Origin of the sequence: Rhizobium ecuadorense, assembly GCF_001187535.1 — a bacterium.
Classification (GTDB): domain Bacteria; phylum Pseudomonadota; class Alphaproteobacteria; order Rhizobiales; family Rhizobiaceae; genus Rhizobium; species Rhizobium ecuadorense.
In genome coordinates this window covers 168,319-185,322 of sequence record NZ_LFIO01001304.1, presented here as the reverse complement: position 1 = coordinate 185,322, position 17,004 = coordinate 168,319, and the positions used below count along the sequence as shown (strand labels likewise).

Sequence of the window (17,004 nt, the reverse complement as noted above, 5' to 3'; positions counted from 1 at the left end):
CTAATCCTGCCTTCATAGGCGACTATTTGAGAGAGAGACGAATGCTGCACCATGCCTCCCTCGGCGTTTCCGATATCGAGCGGTCCGTAGCATTTTACGATGCCGCCCTTGGTGCTCTCGGTTATGTCAGGGTCTGGGACGACATCAGGCCGGGGCAGACGGGACAGGCGGTCGGCTACGGCCTTCCCGGCGGCGGAGACAAACTGGCGATCAAACATCGGCCGGATGGCCAGCGCCCGGCCGGCCCGGGTTTTCATCTGGCCTTTGCCGCTGCGAGCCGCGAGGCGGTCGATCACTTCCATGCCGCGGCAATCGCGCATGGCGGCGATGACAATGGTGGTCCAGGCTTGCGCGCCCACTACGGCGAACACTATTATGCGGCGTTCGTGATGGATCCGGACGGGCACGCACTTGAAGCCGTCTGCAAGTCGGCCGAGTAGCAGACGGCATTTTGCTCAAACGTCCTCGGGACGGTCCTTTGGGTCGAACTGGATGATGGTGATCCATCTTGCCGTCAGCGCCGGCTTCTTCTCGTTTTCGATCTCGATCGAGGCGTCATAGGTGGTCATCAGCATGCCGCCGCCGCGGAAGCGGGCGTCGGCGAGCAGGAAGCGGCCGCGGACGCGGGCGCCGCTCTTCACCGGCGTCATGAAGCGGACGCGATCGAAGCCGTAATTGATGCCCATGGTCTGCTCGCGCACTTTCGGCAAGCAATTGTAATTCATCGTCGACAGCAGCGACAACGTCAGGAAGCCATGGGCGATGGTGCCGCCGAAGGGGCTTTCTGCCGCCGCGCGCTTGGGATCGACATGAATGAACTGATGGTCGTCGGTTGCCCCTGCAAAGGCGTCGATCATTGTCTGGTCGACGGTGATCCAGTCCGAAAGGCCCGTTTCCATGCCGATCAGTCCCCGCACGTCGGAGAGTGAAATTTCCGTGACCATGAATTCCTCGTGAGATAGGCCGCCGGCTCAAGCCTTATCGTGCATTTATGACGATTGCGACAAGGATTTGCCCAGGTGGACCGAGGGGGTCAGTTTTAGACGAAAAAGGCGACGGAGCGTGGCTCGACGGTAACGCTGGCACCGGCTTTTTTCGTTCCCTCCGGCGTCAGCTGCCGCCAGGCCGCCTCGCCTTCCGAGGGAAGCGTGAAGATCTGGCGGCGGTCCGACCGGTTGAAGAGCACGGCAAGCCGGGTCTGCCTGCCGCGCGCGGAGCGGTCGCCGGTTGAAAGCAGCATGCCGAGGGTGGAAAGCGACGGCGTCTCCCATTCGGCGACGGTCATCGGTTCACCCGAAAGCGAAATCCATTCGACATCGCCGTTTCCCGACAGGAAGCTTGTTTCGGAGAAGACCGTGAAGCGGCGGCGCAGCCCGGCGACGAAGGCGGTATGGGCGACGAGATCCTCGTCCAGCGCCTTCCAATCCAGCCAGGTGATCTCGTTGTCCTGGCAATAGGCATTGTTGTTGCCATGCTGGCTGCGGCCGCCCTCATCGCCCGCCGTCAGCATGATGCTGCCGCGGGTGGCAAAGAGCGTCGATATCAGCGCCATCACATCGTCGCGGCGACGCTTGCGGATCGAGGGATAGAGAGTTTCCCCTTCGACGCCGTTGTTCCAGGAGTGGTTCTCGTTATGGCCGTCACGATTGTGCTCGCCATTGGCGTCATTGTGCTTGCCGGCGTAGGAAACGAGATCGGTCAACGTGAAGCCGTCATGGGCGGCGAGGAAATTGACGCTGCGCGTTCCCTTGCCGTCGTTGCGGGAGAAGATGTCGGATGAACCGGCGAGCGCGGTCGCGAGCGCCCCGGTCTTCCAATCGTCGCCGCGCCAGTAGCAGCGCAGATCGTCACGAACCCGGTCGTTCCATTCCAGGAAGGGCGGCGGAAAATTGCCGAGCTGATAACCGCCCGGGCCGATATCCCAGGGCTCGGCAATCATGATCCGGTCGGCAAGCACATTGTCGGAAAGGATTGCTGCAAGCGTTCCGCCGTCGCGCTCGAAGCCTGTCGCGGTGCGGCCGAGCACCGGGGCGAGATCGAAGCGAAAACCGTCGACACCTGAATTGAGCACGAAATGGCGCAGGCTGTCGATGACGAGACGGCGAACCTCGGGATGATCGCAGGCGAGCGTGTTGCCGGTGCCGGTGTCGTTGACGAGTTCGCTGGGGCTGTTCTGGGCGTGGCGATAATAAGGCAGGTTGTCGAGGCCGCGCAGCGACAGCGTCGTGCCGTAACGGTCGCTCTCGCCTGTATGGTTGAAGACGAGGTCGAGGATGACCGCGATGCCTTCGGCATGCAAGGCCGTGACCGTTTCGCGCAACTCCCCCATGCCGCCCGGCGCCAGCCGCGGATCGAGCGCCATGAAGGCGACCGGATTATAGCCCCAGCCGTTGGTAAGGCCAAGCGGTGGCAGGTGGCGCTCGTCGATCCAGGCGGTGATCGGCATCAGTTCGACGGCGTCGACACCGATCCGCTTCAGATGCGCGATGACCGAGGGATGGGCAAGAGCTGCGACCGTGCCGCGCTGAGCCTCCGGCACGTCGGGATGGAGGATGGTGAAGGGCCGGACAGCCACCTCGTAAATGAAGCCGCCCGGTTTGAAGAGCGGCTTGGCGATTGCGGCGCGTGTATCGGTGGTGACGATTGCCTTCGGCATCAGATCCTGGCTGTCTTCGCCATAGATGCCGAGGCGGGGATCGTAGCGGAACGGCCTGTCGATCTCCTTGGCATAGGGGTCGATCAGCAGTTTGGAGGGATCAAACCAGAGGCCGCTGTCGGGGGCGTAGATGCCGTCGGCGCGGTATCCGTAGCGCGCGCCCGCCTTCAGCCCGTCGACGAATAGACGATGGACGTGATTGCCGTCGCGCGCCATCGGCAGGCGCGCGAATTCCCTGTTGCCGTCATCCTCGAAGAGGCAGAGTTCGATCTGTGCGGCATGATGCGACCACACGGCAAATTCGACGCCGGTCTCGAAGACGATCGCGCCGCTTTGCGCCGAACTTTCTCCCCGCATATTCCCCCCGGATCAGGTGATCACGGTTGGCGTATCGCGTCCCGTGCGTTCACGAATGCTGGCAATGCTTTCGGCGGCGGCGATCAGATCGGCGAGCGCTTCCTGCGTTTCGATATTGTGGCGAGTCGAATCCGGCTCGTAGCGCTCGATATAGACACGCAAGGTTGCGCCAGACGTGCCGGTGCCGGACAGGCGGAAGACGACGCGGGAGCCGCCTGCAAAGAGCACGCGGACACCCTGATGCTCGCTCACCGATTTGTCGATGGGATCGTGATAGGCGAAGTCGTCGGCCTTTTCGACCTTCAGGCCGCCGAAGTTCTTGCCAGGCAGGGTGGAAAGCTGGCTGCGGAGGTTGTCGACCAGGCCGTTCGCCGCATCGGTGTCGAGGCCTTCATAGTCATGGCGCGAATAATAATTGCGGCCGTAGGTCTGCCAGTGCTGGGTGACGATATCGGCGACGCTCTCGCCGCGCACGGCAAGGATGTTCAGCCACAGCAGCACCGCCCAGAGGCCGTCCTTTTCGCGGACGTGACTGGAGCCGGTGCCGGAGCTTTCCTCACCGCAGATCGTCGCCATGCCGGCGTCGAGCAGATTGCCGAAGAACTTCCAGCCGGTCGGCGTTTCGTACATGCCGATGCCGCGCTTTTCGGCGACGCGGTCGGCCGCACCCGATGTCGGCATCGAGCGGGCGATGCCGGCCAGGCCGCCGGAATAGCCGGGGGCGAGATTGGCGTTGGCGGCCAGGATCGCCAGGCTGTCGGAAGGGGTGACGAAGATGCCGCGGCCGATGATCAGATTGCGGTCGCCGTCGCCGTCGGAAGCCGCGCCGAAATCGGGCGCGTCGTCGCCCATCATCTCATCGAAGAGTTCCTTGCAGTGAACCGGGTTCGGGTCCGGATGATGGCCGCCGAAATCCGGCAGCGGCATGAAATTGCGCACCGAGCCCAGGGGAGCGCCGAGACGATTTTCGAAGATTTCCTTGGCATAGGGGCCGGTGACGGCGCTCATCCCGTCGAAGGCAATGCGGAAGCCGAGGCTGATCAGATTGCGGATGGCGCCGAAATCGAACAGCTCTTCCATCAGCGCGGCATAGTCCTCGACCGGGTCGATGACCGAGAGGATCATGCCGCCGGGAAGCTCGTCCTTGCCGATGCGGTCGAGATTGACGTCGGCGAAATCGGCGATCTTGTAGCTGTCGATCGTCTTCGAGCGCGCATACATCGCGTCGGTGATCTTCTCCGGCGCCGGGCCGCCATTGTTGATGTTGTATTTGATGCCGAAGTCTTCGGTCGGGCCGCCGGGATTGTGGCTGGCGGAGAGGATGATGCCGCCGAAAGCCTTGTATTTGCGGATGATGTGGGAAGCGGCCGGCGTCGACAGGATGCCGCCCTTGCCGACCATGACCTTGCCGAAGCCATTGGCGGCGGCCATCTTGATCGCCTTCTGGATGACTTCGCGATTGTAGTAGCGTCCGTCGCCGCCGATGACGAGGCACTTGCCCTGAAAGCCTTCCAGCGAATCGAAGATCGACTGGATGAAGTTCTCCGCGTAGTTCGGCTGCTGGAAGACCGGAACCTTCTTGCGCAGTCCCGACGTGCCGGGTTTCTGGTCCAGATAGGGCGTGGTGGGTACGGACTTGTTCATTTTAGTTCACATGCCTTTCGAGACGAGGCTTGAATAGAGGGCAGCGTAGCGTTCGGCGCTCTTCTCCCAGGAGACATCCGATTTCATGCCTTGCTTTTGCAATTGGGTCCAGAGTTTTCGGTCCGCGTAAAAATGCATCGCACGGCGGATTGCCTGTAGCATGCCGGTTTCCGTCACGGGTGAGAATTGTATGCCGGTTGCCACTTTCGCCGCAAGCGCGGCGTGATTGGCGTCGATCACCGTATCGTTCAGCCCGCCGGTGCGGGCGACGATCGGCACGCAGCCGTAACGCAGGCCGTAAAGCTGGGTCAGGCCGCAGGGTTCGAAACGCGAGGGGATGATGATCGCGTCGCAGCCGGCCTGCATCAGGTGCGACATCGGCTCGTTATAGCCGATCGAGACGCCGATGCGGCCGGGATGGCGGCTGGCGGAGGCAAGCAGTGCGCCTTCGAGTGCGGCTTCGCCGGAGCCGAGCACGACGAGCTTGCCGCCCATGGCGACGATTTCGTCGGCGACATTGGCGACGATATCCATGCCCTTCTGCCAGGTGAGCCGACTGATGACGCAGAAGATCGGGGCGTCGTCATTGTCGAGATGGAAGAATTCGGCGATCGAGCGGCGGTTCTCCTCGCGGTTCTTCAGCGTCGTCGGGCCATAATGGGTGTGGACGACAGGATCGGTCGCCGGATTCCAGATATCGGTGTCGATGCCGTTGACGATGCCGTGAAGATCATCGATGCGGCTGGCGATGACACCGTCGAGCCCCATGCCGAATTCCGGCGTCAGAATCTCGTCGGCATAGGTCGGGCTGACCGTGGTGATCGCGTGGGCGGTCTGCAGGCCGCCCTTGAGGTAGCCGACCGTGCCATAATATTCGATGCTGTCAGTGGCAAAGGCATGGGCGGGCAGGCGCAGGCCGGGAAAGATCTCGGGGCCGAACTGGCCCTGGAAGGCGATGTTGTGGATGGTCAGCACGCTCGGCAGTTCCGGCGTCGGATAGTAGCGCATATAGACCGAGGTCAGCGCCGCCTGCCAATCATGCGTGTGGACGAGATCCGGCCGCCAGCCGGGCAGAAGGCCGGCGGCGATCTCGGAGGCCGCGAGCGACAGAGCGGCGAAACGCCGCCAGTTATCCGGATAGTCCTTGCCGAGCGGATCGACATAGGGGCCGCCCGGCCTGTCGTAATAGGCTGGCGCATCGAGAATGAGCAGATCGAGGCCCTCGTGCTGGACCTCCAGCACGGTCGCCGGCTCGCCGAGCAGATCGGGGAATTCGAGCCTGACGACCGGGTCGCGAATGACTTTCATCACGGCGGGATAGCCGGGCAGAAGGGTCTTGGTCTCGACCCCGAAGGCTTTGAGAGCGATTGGCAGGGCGCCTGACACATCGGCCAGGCCCCCCGTCTTGATCAAAGGGAAGACTTCGGATGAAACCGAAAGAACTTTCATAAGTCAGATATCCAGCTTGTCGATCATCGGTTGGGTGATCAGGCAGATGCCGCTTTCCGTCCGCCGGAAGCGCTTGGCGTCGAGCTCGGCGTCCTCGCCGACGACCAAGCCTTCCGGAATGACGACACCATGGTCGATCACCACATTTTTGAGCTGCGCCCGCCGCCCGATCTTGACGTTCGGCAGGATGACCGCCCCTTCCAGTTTGGAGAAGGAGTTGGCCCTGACGCCGGTGAAGAGCAGGCTGTTGTTGAGGCTGGCGCCGGAGATGATGCAGTCGCCCGAGACCACGGAGGAGGTGGCCGAGCCGCGGCGGTCCTCATCGTCATGGACGAATTTCGCCGGCGGGGTGATCTCGGCATAGGTCCAGATCGGCCAGGACTTGTCGTAGATGTCGAGCTCGGGAACGATCGCCGTCAGGTCGATATTGGCCTGCCAATAGGCGTCGATCGTGCCGACGTCGCGCCAGTAGGGCTCGTGCTCGAAATCGGAGCGGACGCAGGACTTGGCGAAGCGGTGGGCGACCGCCTTACCGTGCTCGACGATATAGGGGATGATGTCCTTGCCGAAGTCGCGGCTCGAGTTCGGGTCGGCGGCGTCGCGGCGCAGCGCATCGAGCAGGAACTTGGTGTGGAAGACGTAGATGCCCATCGAGGCGAGGGCGAAATCCGGCTTGTCGGGAATGGGCGGCGGATCGGCCGGCTTCTCGACGAAGGCGATGATCTCGTCCTTATCGTTGACATGCATGACGCCGAAGCCCACCGCCTCCATGCGCGGCACTTCCAGGCAGCCGATGGTGACGTCGGCGCCGGAATCGACGTGCTGCTGCAGCATCCATTCATAGTCCATCTTGTAGACGTGGTCGCCGGCGAGAATAACCATGTACTCGACACCGTAATCCTCGATGATGTCGATGTTCTGGTAGACGGCGTCGGCGGTGCCCTCATACCACTGCGTTTCCGAAACGCGCTGGCTGGCCGGCAGGATGTCAAAGCTCTCGTTACGCTCAGGGCGGAAGAAGTTCCAACCGCGCTGCATGTGGCGGATCAGCGAATGCGCCTTGTATTGCGTCGCGACGCCGATGCGGCGGATGCCTGAATTCAGGGCGTTCGACAGGGCGAAATCGATGATGCGGGCCTTGCCGCCGAAATAGACGGCGGGCTTGGCGCGCCGGTCGGTGAGTTCCTTGAGACGGCTCCCCCTGCCGCCGGCCAGAACATAAGCCATTGCATCGCGGGCAAGTGGCTGAACACGCTTTTCTACCATTTTCTCCTCCCACCAGTACTAATTTTCAGGTTCAAGCATGATTGTCGCCAAGGGCGGCAAGGTGATCGAGCAGGTGATGTCGCCGCCGGCATCGACGGCCTGCACGCGCCCGCCATTGCCCTTGCCGCTGCCGCCATAGATGTCGGCATCGGTGTTCAGGATTTCCCGCCAGCGGCCTGCGGACGGCAGGCGGATCGTGTAGTTCTCGCGGTAGACGGGGGTGAAATTGGTGATGACGGCGACCGGCTTCTGGCCCGGCGCCTTGCGCAGCCAGGCAAAGACCGAATTCTGGTGGTCATCGGCGACCAGCCATTCGAAACCTTCGCCCTCGCAGTCACGCTCATGCAGCGCCGGCTTGCTGCGATAGGTGAAGTTGAGATCGCGCACCAGGCGCCGCATGCCCTCGTGCATGCGGTATTGAAGCAGGTTCCAGTCGAGCGATTTCGCCTCGCTCCATTCGCTCCACTGGGCGAATTCCTGGCCCATGAACAGCAGCTTCTTGCCGGGATAGCCCCACATATAGGCGTAGTAGGCGCGCAGATTGGCGAATTTCTGCCAGTCGTCGCCCGGCATCTTGGCGATCAGCGAGCCTTTGCCATGGACAACCTCGTCATGCGAGAGCGGCAGGACGAAATTTTCCGAATAGGCGTAGAGCAGGCCGAAGGTAAGTTCGTTGTGATGGTGCCTGCGGTGTATCGGATCGCGGCTCATATAGCTCAGCGTGTCGTGCATGAAGCCCATGTTCCACTTGAAGCCGAAGCCGAGGCCGCCTTCATGCACGGGCTGCGAGACCTTCGGCCAGGAGGTCGATTCCTCGGCGATGGTCATGACGTTGGAATGATTGCCGTAGATGCGGGTGTTGAGATCCTGCAGGAAGCGGACCGCTTCGAGGTTCTCGTTGCCGCCATATTCGTTCGGGATCCATTCGCCGTGTTTGCGGGAATAATCGAGGTAGAGCATCGAGGCGACGGCATCGACGCGCAGACCGTCGAGATGGAATTTCTCGGCCCAGTAGAGCGCATTGTTGACGAGATAGGAAACGACCTCGGTGCGGCCGAAATTGTAGATCGCCGTGCTCCAGTCCGGGTGGAAGCCCTTGCGCGGGTCTTCGTGCTCGTAGAGCGCCGTGCCGTCGAACCAGCCGAGGCCGTGCTCGTCGGTCGGGAAATGCGCCGGCACCCAGTCGAGGATGACGCCGATGCCGACCTTGTGGCAGCCGTTGACGAAACGAGCGAAACCTTCCGGCTCACCGAACCGGGCGGTCGGTGCGTAGAGGCCCGTCGTCTGGTAACCCCAGGAGGGGTCATAGGGATGCTCGGTAATCGGCAGGAATTCGATATGGGTGAAGCCCATGTCGGCGCAATAGGGGATGAGGCTGGAGGCCAGCTCGTCCCAGGACAGCATCGTGCCATCATCCCGGCGCCGCCAGGAGGCGGCATGCACCTCGTAGATCGAGATCGGCTGGCGACGCTTGTCGGTCTCGCGCCAGTGCTTCAGATGGGCTTCGTCTTCCCACTCCTGCTCCAGATCGGCGGCGGTGATCGAGGCGGTCTTCGGCCGGAGCTCGCTGCGGCGGGCGAAGGGATCGGCCTTCAGCGGCAGCAGCACGCCGTCCTGGCCGCGGATCTCGAATTTGTAGGCAACGCCGATCGGGACGTCAGGGGCAAAGATCTCCCAGATGCCGCTATCGGAGCGGAAGCGCATGACGTGGCGGCGGCCGTCCCAATTGTTGAAATCGCCGACGACGGAAACGCGCTGCGCATTCGGGGCCCAGACGGCGAAATGAATGCCCTGGGCGCCGTCATGCTTGATGAGGTGGGCGCCCATCTTGTCGAACAGGCGCAGATGCGAGCCCTGGCGGGCGAAATAATCGTCCATCGGCCCGAGCACCGGACCGAAACTGTAAGGATCGGTGACGGCCCATTCGGCATCGCCGCGCCGAGCGCGGTAGCGCACCGGCTGGAGCTTGGTGAGGGAAACTGGGCCGGCGAAGAAGCCGTCGGCATGGAGCTGTTTCAGTTCGCCGACGGCGCTGCCGTCGAGCGCCATGGCGGTCACTTCCTCCGCGCCCGGGATGAAACACCTGGCGACGAAGGCGTCGCCTGCCTGATGCACCCCTAGGACGGCAAAGGGATTGGAATGCGAGCCGGCAAGGATCGCCGCGATTTCATCTGCCGAAATTTCCCAGGAAAGCTTTACTTCAGGGACGTTTTTCGGCGTTTTCATCCGGCTCTCCAGATTTCGTCTGCATATTGCCTGATCGTACGGTCGGACGAGAACCAGCCCATCCGCGCCGTGTTGTTGATCGTCTTGGTGTACCAGGCGGACTGGTCGGTCCAGATCTGATCGACTTCGCGCTGGGCCTGGGCGTAGGCGTCGAAATCGGCGGCGACCATGAACCAGTCATGCGAATAGATGCCGTCGATCAGCGAGGTGTAGCGATTGCGGTCGTCGGGCGAGAAGACGCCCGAGCCGATGGCTGAGAGCGCCTGCGCGAGTTCGCGCGATCCCTCGATGATGGCGCGGGGATTGTGACCGTCGCTGCGGACCTTTGAGACCTCGTCGGCCGTGAGGCCGAAGATGACGATGTTGTCTTCACCGACATTGTCGCGCATCTCGACATTGGCGCCGTCGAGCGTGCCGATGGTCAGCGCACCGTTGAGGCCGAACTTCATGTTGCCGGTACCGGATGCTTCCATGCCGGCGGTCGAGATCTGTTCGGAGAGGTCGGCGGCCGGAACCATGACTTCGGCAAGCGAGACGTTGTAATTCGGCACGAAGACGACCTTCAACAGGCCGCGCACCGACGGGTCGTTGTTGATCGTGCGGGCGACGTCGTTGATCAGCTTGATGATCAGCTTGGCATTGTAATAACTCGGCGCAGCCTTGCCGGCGAAGAGTTTCACGCGCGGCACCCAGTCGAGTTCGGGGTGCGAACGGATCTGGTCGTAGAGGGCGACGGCCTCGATAATGTTTAGCAGCTGGCGCTTGTATTCATGGATGCGCTTGATCTGGATGTCGAATATCGCCGACGGATCGAGCTTGACGCCCATGCGGCTGGCGACGAGGTTGGAGAGTGCCACTTTGTTGGCCCGCTTCACCGCTGCGAACTTCTCCTGGAAGCTCGGATCCGAAGCATGCGCCTCGAGCGGGCGCAGCTTCTCGGCATCGTCGAGGAATTCGTCGCCGATCGCCTCGCGGATCAGGCCGGTGAGACCGGGATTGCACTGCTGCAGCCAGCGGCGCGGCGTGATGCCGTTGGTCTTGTTGTTGATGCGATCGGGATAGAGCTTGTGCAGGTCAGCAAAGACCGTGACCTTCATCAGGTCGGTGTGCAGGGCGGAGACGCCGTTGATCGAATGCGAGCCGACGAAAGCAAGGTTGCCCATGCGCACGCGGCGGTCGCCACTTTCATCGATCAGCGAGATCGAGCGGATTTCCCCATCGGAGAAGTTTTTGCCTTTGCGCGCGTCGAGCAGAATCTTGGCGTTGATCGCATAGATGATCTGCATGTGGCGCGGCAGCAGACGTTCGAACAGCGGCACCGCCCAGCTTTCCAGTGCTTCCGGCAGAAGCGTGTGGTTGGTGTAGGAGAAGGTCCGGCGGGTGATGTCCCAGGCCTGGTCGAAATCCATCCCGTGGACGTCACAGAGCAGACGCACGAGTTCGGCCACCGAGACGGCGGGATGGGTGTCGTTCAGCTGGATCGCCACCTTATCCGGCAGCGAGGTGAAATCGTCATATTGCTGCAGATGACGGCGCAGAATGTCCTGCAGCGAGGCCGACGAGAAGAAGAATTCCTGGCGCAGGCGCAGTTCCTGGCCGGCCGGCGTGGCGTCGGCAGGATAGAGAACCCGGGTCAGGCTTTCGGCCTTGTTGCTTTCGCGCAGCGCACCGATGTGGTCGCCGGCATTGAAGGCATCCAGCAGGATCGGATCGATCGGCTGCGCCGACCAGAGGCGCAGCGTGTTGACGCGCTTGCCACGCCAGCCGACGGCCGGCGTGTCGAAGGCGGCGGCGATGACACGCTCGGCCGGTTTCCAGACGTAGCGCGGCTGGTCGTCATGGGTCGTGATGAATTCGACCGCGCCGCCGAAGCCGATTTCATAGGCGCTCTCGCGGCGCTCGAACTCCCAGGGATTGCCGTGGGCGAGCCAGTTTTCCGGCAGTTCCACCTGCCAGCCATCGGCCAGCTGCTGGCGGAAGAGGCCGTGCACATAGCGGATGCCGTAGCCGTAGGCGGGTACATCAACCGTTGCCATGCTCTCCATGAAACAGGCGGCGAGACGCCCGAGGCCGCCATTGCCGAGTGCGGCATCGGGCTCGAGGCCGGCAATGACGTTGACGTCGACGCCGAGCGAGGCGAGCGCATCGCGCACCTCTTCCATCAGGCCGAGATTCGAGACGGCATCGCGCATCAGGCGGCCGATCAGGAATTCGAGAGACAGATAATAGACGCGCTTGGCGCCAGTTGCATAAACCTCGCGGGTGGAGGCCATCCATCTGTCGATGATGCGGTCGCGCACCACCAGGATCGTCGCCGTCAGCCAGTCATGCGGCTTTGCCACCTTGGCGTCCTTGCCGATGCGGTAGGTCAGGCGTTCGATGATTTCTTCGGCGAGAATTTCCGGCTTCGAGCTGCGCGGGGCGGGGGAAGGGATAACCGGCTTGGAAACGGTGTTCATTGTCAGATCTCGCCAATTTTAATTTGGTTTCAGGGTGTTATGCCTGATCTAATCGATTTGTCGCTTGCACTGCCCCCAGTTTATGCATCGTTAGGAAGCACTTGCAACAAGGGATTTGGACAAACGAAAAATTTGCGAAACCTTCATAGTCACGGGGCGCGAGGGAATTGATTTCAAACGCTTTTCCCGATTGGATGGATGGGGTAGCGATAACGAAAAACCGCGCCGGTTTGTTCCGGCGCGGCTTTTTTTGATCGGCTTTTAGTTGGCAGTATCGTCAGTTCGTCAGGCGCGTCACTTGTGCGGATGCCTTCGCTCCGATCGCCTTGAAGGCGGCAAGGAGATCTTCCATCTTTTCCGCCTGGAAATAATGAGCGTCATCGGAAGCGCAATAATGCAGCAGCGCCTGTCCGCCCTCGGGCGCCATGAAGGCGATCGTATAGATTTCGAGGCCCTTGGACTTCGCGTCGTCGCACGTCTTCTTGGTCAAGGTGTCATACGAACGGCCACCGCTGCTATCGTCGTTGTTGTCACCGTCCGTCATGAAGACGATGTATTTTTTGGGTATCTGCCCGGTCTTAAGTTTGTGAGCGGCGTCCTCGGCATCGTTTCCCGCGGCGTTCTTGGCTGTCAAAGAGGTGTAGGCCGTGTTCATCGCGCCGCTTGAATTTGTGCCGCCATTCGCCTGAAGTGCGTTGACATAGCTGGTGACACCGGTGATCCCCCACGCGAGATTGCTCGGGGTGTATTGGTTGATATCATAGGACACGGCGCCGGTGCGCACGTATTGGGCGTTGGGGTCGGCGCTGTTCAACTGGCTGAAGAGATTGCCGGCGGCGATCTTAAGCGCCTCTATCTTGGTGTAGTAATTTGTGCGGCTGCCCGTGCATTTGTCGTAAACCCACTTATTATTCTTGCTGTTGTAGTGGAGGTTGCAGTCGTAGGTGAACGTTTCCGTTGGATCCTCCGCATTGACGGTCGCGGTAGCGTCTCCCATCGATCCTGATTTATCAAGCGCGAGGAACATAGAGATCGAGCCTTGGGTCTGAGAATGGCCGCCGACCGTCGTGCCGGAGGTCGAGAGATGCTGCGTCTTGAAGCCGACCGCCTGCATGAGTGGATTGAGCGTGAGGTCGTAACCCGGTGAAACCGTAACCTGATAGGATGTCGACTTGCCCGATGTGCTCGTCTGGACATTGACGGCTGTCCCGTTCTTGATATCGACGCCGTTCTGCAGGTAATTCGCCATTTGCCCGGCGACGAAATTCTGCGCAAAGGCCTCGGCCTGCGACGTTTGGATCGTGCCGTTCGCCAGCGCGGTCGCGGTTGCGAGCGCGGCCGAGTCGGCCGCTTCCTGGAGTTGCTGTTTGGAGAGCAACATGTCGCCCACCTGGATCGCCATGCCGGCGACACCGAGGAGGACGGGCATCATGATCGCCGTCATGATACCGAAATTGCCGCCACGGTCGCTCAACATGCGACGCAGGCAGGGATGCAAGAAGGAGGTGCGCATCATGTTCACCCGAAATGGACCCTGTGGGTTACATTAGGCATCGCTACTTCTTTACGCCGTCCTTACGGCGTCCATTCAATTCTAACGAATCGGCGGATTTTTCCAGTTTTGGGATTATTTCAGCGGGATCACGTCGACCGCCTGGACGGCGCGCTGGCCGCCATAGCTTTTCAACACGCCGATGACGGGGACGACGTCGGAATAGTCGCGGCCGTAGGCGACGACGATGTGGTCGGTGCCGGCTGATATGTCGTTGGTGGGGTCGAGCTCGATCCAGCCGATGGTTTCGCCGCACCAGATCCTGACCCAGGCATGCATGGCATCCGCCCCTTCGAGGCGTTCCTTGCCGGGCGGCGGGATGGTGCGCAGGAAACCCGAGACGTAACCCGCCGGAATGCCGAGGCTTCTGAGCGCGAGGATCATGATGTGGGTGAAATCCTGGCAGACGCCGCGCTTCAGCCTGAAGGCCTCGAGCGGCGTCGTGTCCACCGTCGTCGCGTCGGCGTCGTAGCTGAAATCCTTGTGGATGCGGGCACAGAGCGCATAGGCGATCTGCATTGCCGTCAGATCAGGCGTGGCGCAGCTTCGCGCATAGTCGCTGATCTCGCGCGTCTGGGTCAGGCGCGGGCTGTCGCCGAGGAAATGGTGCGGCGAATCCGGCGCCAGCGACCAGATGCCGGATATTTCCTCCGGCAGGTCGGCCAGCAGCGGTGAGAAATCGGCGGCGATCGGCTGGCTTTCCACCTGCACGCGGGCCTGCATGCGAATGTCGAGCGTCTCGTGCGGCGCGCGCAGCATGAAGGCGGTGGCGGGGTGATCGAAGAAATCGACGAAATGCGACTGCTCGTCCGGCGTCGGCGAAATGGTGATCGAGCCGGCGACCAGGCGCTGCCGATTGGTCAGCGACAGCGGCATCAGGCGCATGATGTGGCGGGCGCCGGAGGCGGGAACGTCGTAGCTGTAACCCATGCGCAGCGAAAGATCGTAAAGCATCGCCGTCACCCGAGATAGGTCTGGGCGAGCAGATCGGAAAGCTGCTCCAACTCGCGTTCGAGCCGCTGATAGACCTCGGCCCCCATGCCCTCCGGCGTCATGACCGCGAGGCCCGAGTGGAGCCGCATCGCCTCACGGTAGAAGGGCGACATCTGGCCGTTGATCAGCGCATTCGGCAACTGCTCGACCTCGTGGTGGATCTCGTTCACCTGGAAGAGCACCGAACGCGGGTTGAGGGGGTCGAGCGCCAAAAGGTCGGTGACGGTCAGCCGCGCCGTGTTGACGTTGTAGCGGCGGCGGTGGGTCATGACGCTGTCGCCGATTTCGAGCAGCATGTCGAGCGCGCCATCCGGCGCTTCCGGGCCGGACATGTGGCCGAGCAGCCGCGTCATGTGCAGGCCGCGCTCGATATAGCGGCCGAGCGAAAGGAAGCGCCAGCCCATGAAACGGTACATGTTTTCGTGCACGAGGCCGGCAAAACCCGCGAGCTTGCGCAGAAGGATCGTCATCGCGTGGCTGGCATCGTCGCCGGCAGCCACGGTGACATGGAAGCGGCGGGCGGTCTTGGCGAGATCGTTGAGCGCGAGCCAGCCATCCGGCGAGAAGCGGTCGCGGATATTGCTCGCGGAATAAACGGCGCTGTCGATGTGGCGCAGGAGCGTCTCCGGCACCGGTTCGGCGGTATCGATATCGACGGCGGCAAGATAGTCGGAGACGTCGGCTAGCAGCGGCTGGCTCGGATCGGCGGCTTCGGCATAACGGGCATGCCAGGCGCGCAGGATGCGCAGCGCCCCTTCGGCGCGCTCGATGTAGCGGCCGAGCCAGAACAGATTGTCGGCCGCCCGGCTTGGCAGGCTGCCCGGCATGTTGCGGGTGAAGCTGCCTTCGGCCGGCAGCAGCGTGTGGCGTTCGACCGGCTTGTCGCTGACGATCCAGACGTCAGCGGCCGCTCCGCCCGACTGCATGGCGATCGCCGCGACATCGGCGCCGGAGCCGATGCGGGCAAAACCGCCGGGCATGATCTGCCAGCCGTTCGCCGTGCGGGCGGCAAAGACGCGCAGCGACATCGGCCGCGGCACGAGCTTGCCATCCACCCAGGCGGGCGTCGTCGAGAGTGTGACGACCTCCTGTCCCACAAGTTTCGGGCCGTCCGAACTCAGCCAGTCGGTGATGGAATCCTTGGCGGCCGCACGCAGCGACGAGCCGAGGACGGATTCGCCGCTGTCGTCGAAGAAGGGGGCGCGGGAATAGGCCGGGCCGATCACCATCTTCTCGATATTCTTTGCGACGTGCTCGCGCTCTTCCTCCTGGCCGCACCACCAGGTGGCGATCGAAGGCAGTTGCAAATCCTGCCCCAGCAGGCGGCGACAGATGGTCGGCATGAAGGCCAGAAGCGCCCGTGTCTCGAGAACGCCGGTGCCGAGCGCATTGACGATGGTGACGCTTTCGGCGCGCAGCGCTTCGACGAGGCCGGGCGTGCCGATATGCGAATTCTGGTTCAGCTCCAGCGGGTCGGCGAAGGCCGAATCAAGCCGGCGCCAGAGCACGCCGATCGGCTTCAGGCCGGCGACGGTGCGCACCATGACGCGGCCCTTGACGACGGTGAGATCCTCGCCCTCAAGCAGCATCAAGCCGAGATAGCGGGCGATGTAGGCGTGCTCGTAATAGGTTTCGTTGGCAGGGCCTGGCGTCAGCACGGCGATGCGGTCGTCGCCTGAATGTTTCATGCCCTGCAGCGCGTCGCGGAAGGCGCCGAAGAAGGAGGCGAGGCGGTGGACGGGGGTTTCGGCGTAAATATCCGAGAAGGCCCGGGTCGTCGCCACGCGGCTTTCCAGCGCGAAACCGGCGCCCGACGGCGCCTGTGTCCTATCAGCCAGCACCCACCAGTTGCCATCCGGTCCGCGGCCGATCTCGAAGGCGCAGAAATGCAGATAATGGCCGGAGGCCGGCCGGATGCCGGCGAGCGGGCGCTGGAATTCGGGATTGGCGGCCATCAGCGCCGGCGGCAGGACACCTTCTTCCACCAGCCGGTTGTCGCCGTAGATATCGGCGACGATCGCCTCCAGCAGGTCGGCGCGCTGGACGAGGCCGGCCGACAGCGTCTGCCATTCGCGTTCGTCGATCAGCACCGGGATATGCGAGATCGGCCAGGCGCGTTCGCCGGTGCCCTTGCTGCCATAGGCACGGTAGAAAACGCCGGCATCCCGGAGATAGCGGTCGGCGCGGGCGAAACGCTCGGCAAGATCCTTTTCCGGCATGGCGCTCAGATGCGAGAGGAAATGCTGCCAGACCGGGCGGACCCTGCCCTTGTTGTCAACCATCTCGTCGGCGGTGCCGGGAAGCGGCGCATAGTCGAAGGCCGCACGTTTGCCGGTGCGGTCCACGGTCTCTTCCCTGCGCTCTACTGCCGGCCTCTTACCCATCAAAACCCAAGCTACCCC

Annotated in this window: 11 protein-coding genes; 1 reads left to right on the top strand and 10 read right to left on the bottom strand. The window is 62.4% G+C overall.

All coding sequences use genetic code 11. The annotated features are described in order from the left end of the window. The first annotated feature begins 41 nt into the window (after positions 1-41). Positions 42-440 carry a VOC family protein gene (locus tag AF337_RS28155; RefSeq protein ID WP_049734734.1) on the top strand — a complete coding sequence of 133 codons (399 nt, stop codon included), beginning with the start codon at positions 42-44 and terminating at the stop codon, positions 438-440. 15 nt (positions 441-455) lie between these two features. Here AF337_RS28155 and AF337_RS28150 read toward each other — a convergent pair whose 3' ends face one another. The 10 genes from AF337_RS28150 to AF337_RS28105 form a co-directional block, all read right to left on the bottom strand. Next, on the bottom strand, positions 456-944 hold the full coding sequence (locus AF337_RS28150; RefSeq protein ID WP_049734733.1) for a MaoC family dehydratase: 489 nt from the start codon (positions 942-944) through the stop codon (positions 456-458). A 95-nt stretch (positions 945-1,039) separates the two neighbouring features. After that, complete coding sequence (glgX, locus tag AF337_RS28145) at positions 1,040-3,013, bottom strand: glycogen debranching protein GlgX (RefSeq protein ID WP_049734732.1); 1,974 nt, start codon at positions 3,011-3,013, stop codon at positions 1,040-1,042. 12 nt (positions 3,014-3,025) lie between these two features. Next, positions 3,026-4,657: an alpha-D-glucose phosphate-specific phosphoglucomutase gene (locus AF337_RS28140; protein WP_049734731.1), complete on the bottom strand. Its 1,632-nt coding sequence runs from the start codon at positions 4,655-4,657 to the stop codon at positions 3,026-3,028. A 6-nt stretch (positions 4,658-4,663) separates the two neighbouring features. After that, positions 4,664-6,106, bottom strand: coding sequence for a glycogen synthase GlgA (glgA, locus tag AF337_RS28135; RefSeq protein WP_049734730.1), 1,443 nt, complete (start codon positions 6,104-6,106; stop codon positions 4,664-4,666). Between the two features lie 3 nt (positions 6,107-6,109). Continuing rightward, positions 6,110-7,372: a glucose-1-phosphate adenylyltransferase gene (gene glgC, locus AF337_RS28130; protein WP_049734729.1), complete on the bottom strand. Its 1,263-nt coding sequence runs from the start codon at positions 7,370-7,372 to the stop codon at positions 6,110-6,112. An 18-nt stretch (positions 7,373-7,390) separates the two neighbouring features. Further along, positions 7,391-9,598 carry a 1,4-alpha-glucan branching protein GlgB gene (glgB, locus tag AF337_RS28125; protein WP_049734728.1) on the bottom strand — a complete coding sequence of 736 codons (2,208 nt, stop codon included), beginning with the start codon at positions 9,596-9,598 and terminating at the stop codon, positions 7,391-7,393. Continuing rightward, a complete protein-coding gene (locus tag AF337_RS28120) occupies positions 9,595-12,057 on the bottom strand; it encodes a glycogen/starch/alpha-glucan phosphorylase (RefSeq protein ID WP_049734727.1) in 2,463 nt (820 codons plus the stop codon). Before AF337_RS28120 ends, glgB begins: the two co-directional genes overlap by 4 nt. Before the next feature lie 277 nt (positions 12,058-12,334). Beyond that, positions 12,335-13,570 (bottom strand): TadE/TadG family type IV pilus assembly protein, encoded by a 1,236-nt coding sequence (locus AF337_RS28115; protein WP_049734726.1) that lies wholly within the window; start codon positions 13,568-13,570, stop codon positions 12,335-12,337. Positions 13,571-13,684: 114 nt separating this feature from the next. Next, positions 13,685-14,563: a transglutaminase family protein gene (locus tag AF337_RS28110; RefSeq protein WP_049734857.1), complete on the bottom strand. Its 879-nt coding sequence runs from the start codon at positions 14,561-14,563 to the stop codon at positions 13,685-13,687. Between the two features lie 5 nt (positions 14,564-14,568). Next, positions 14,569-16,986 (bottom strand): circularly permuted type 2 ATP-grasp protein, encoded by a 2,418-nt coding sequence (locus AF337_RS28105; RefSeq protein ID WP_049734725.1) that lies wholly within the window; start codon positions 16,984-16,986, stop codon positions 14,569-14,571. Positions 16,987-17,004: the final 18 nt, after the last annotated feature.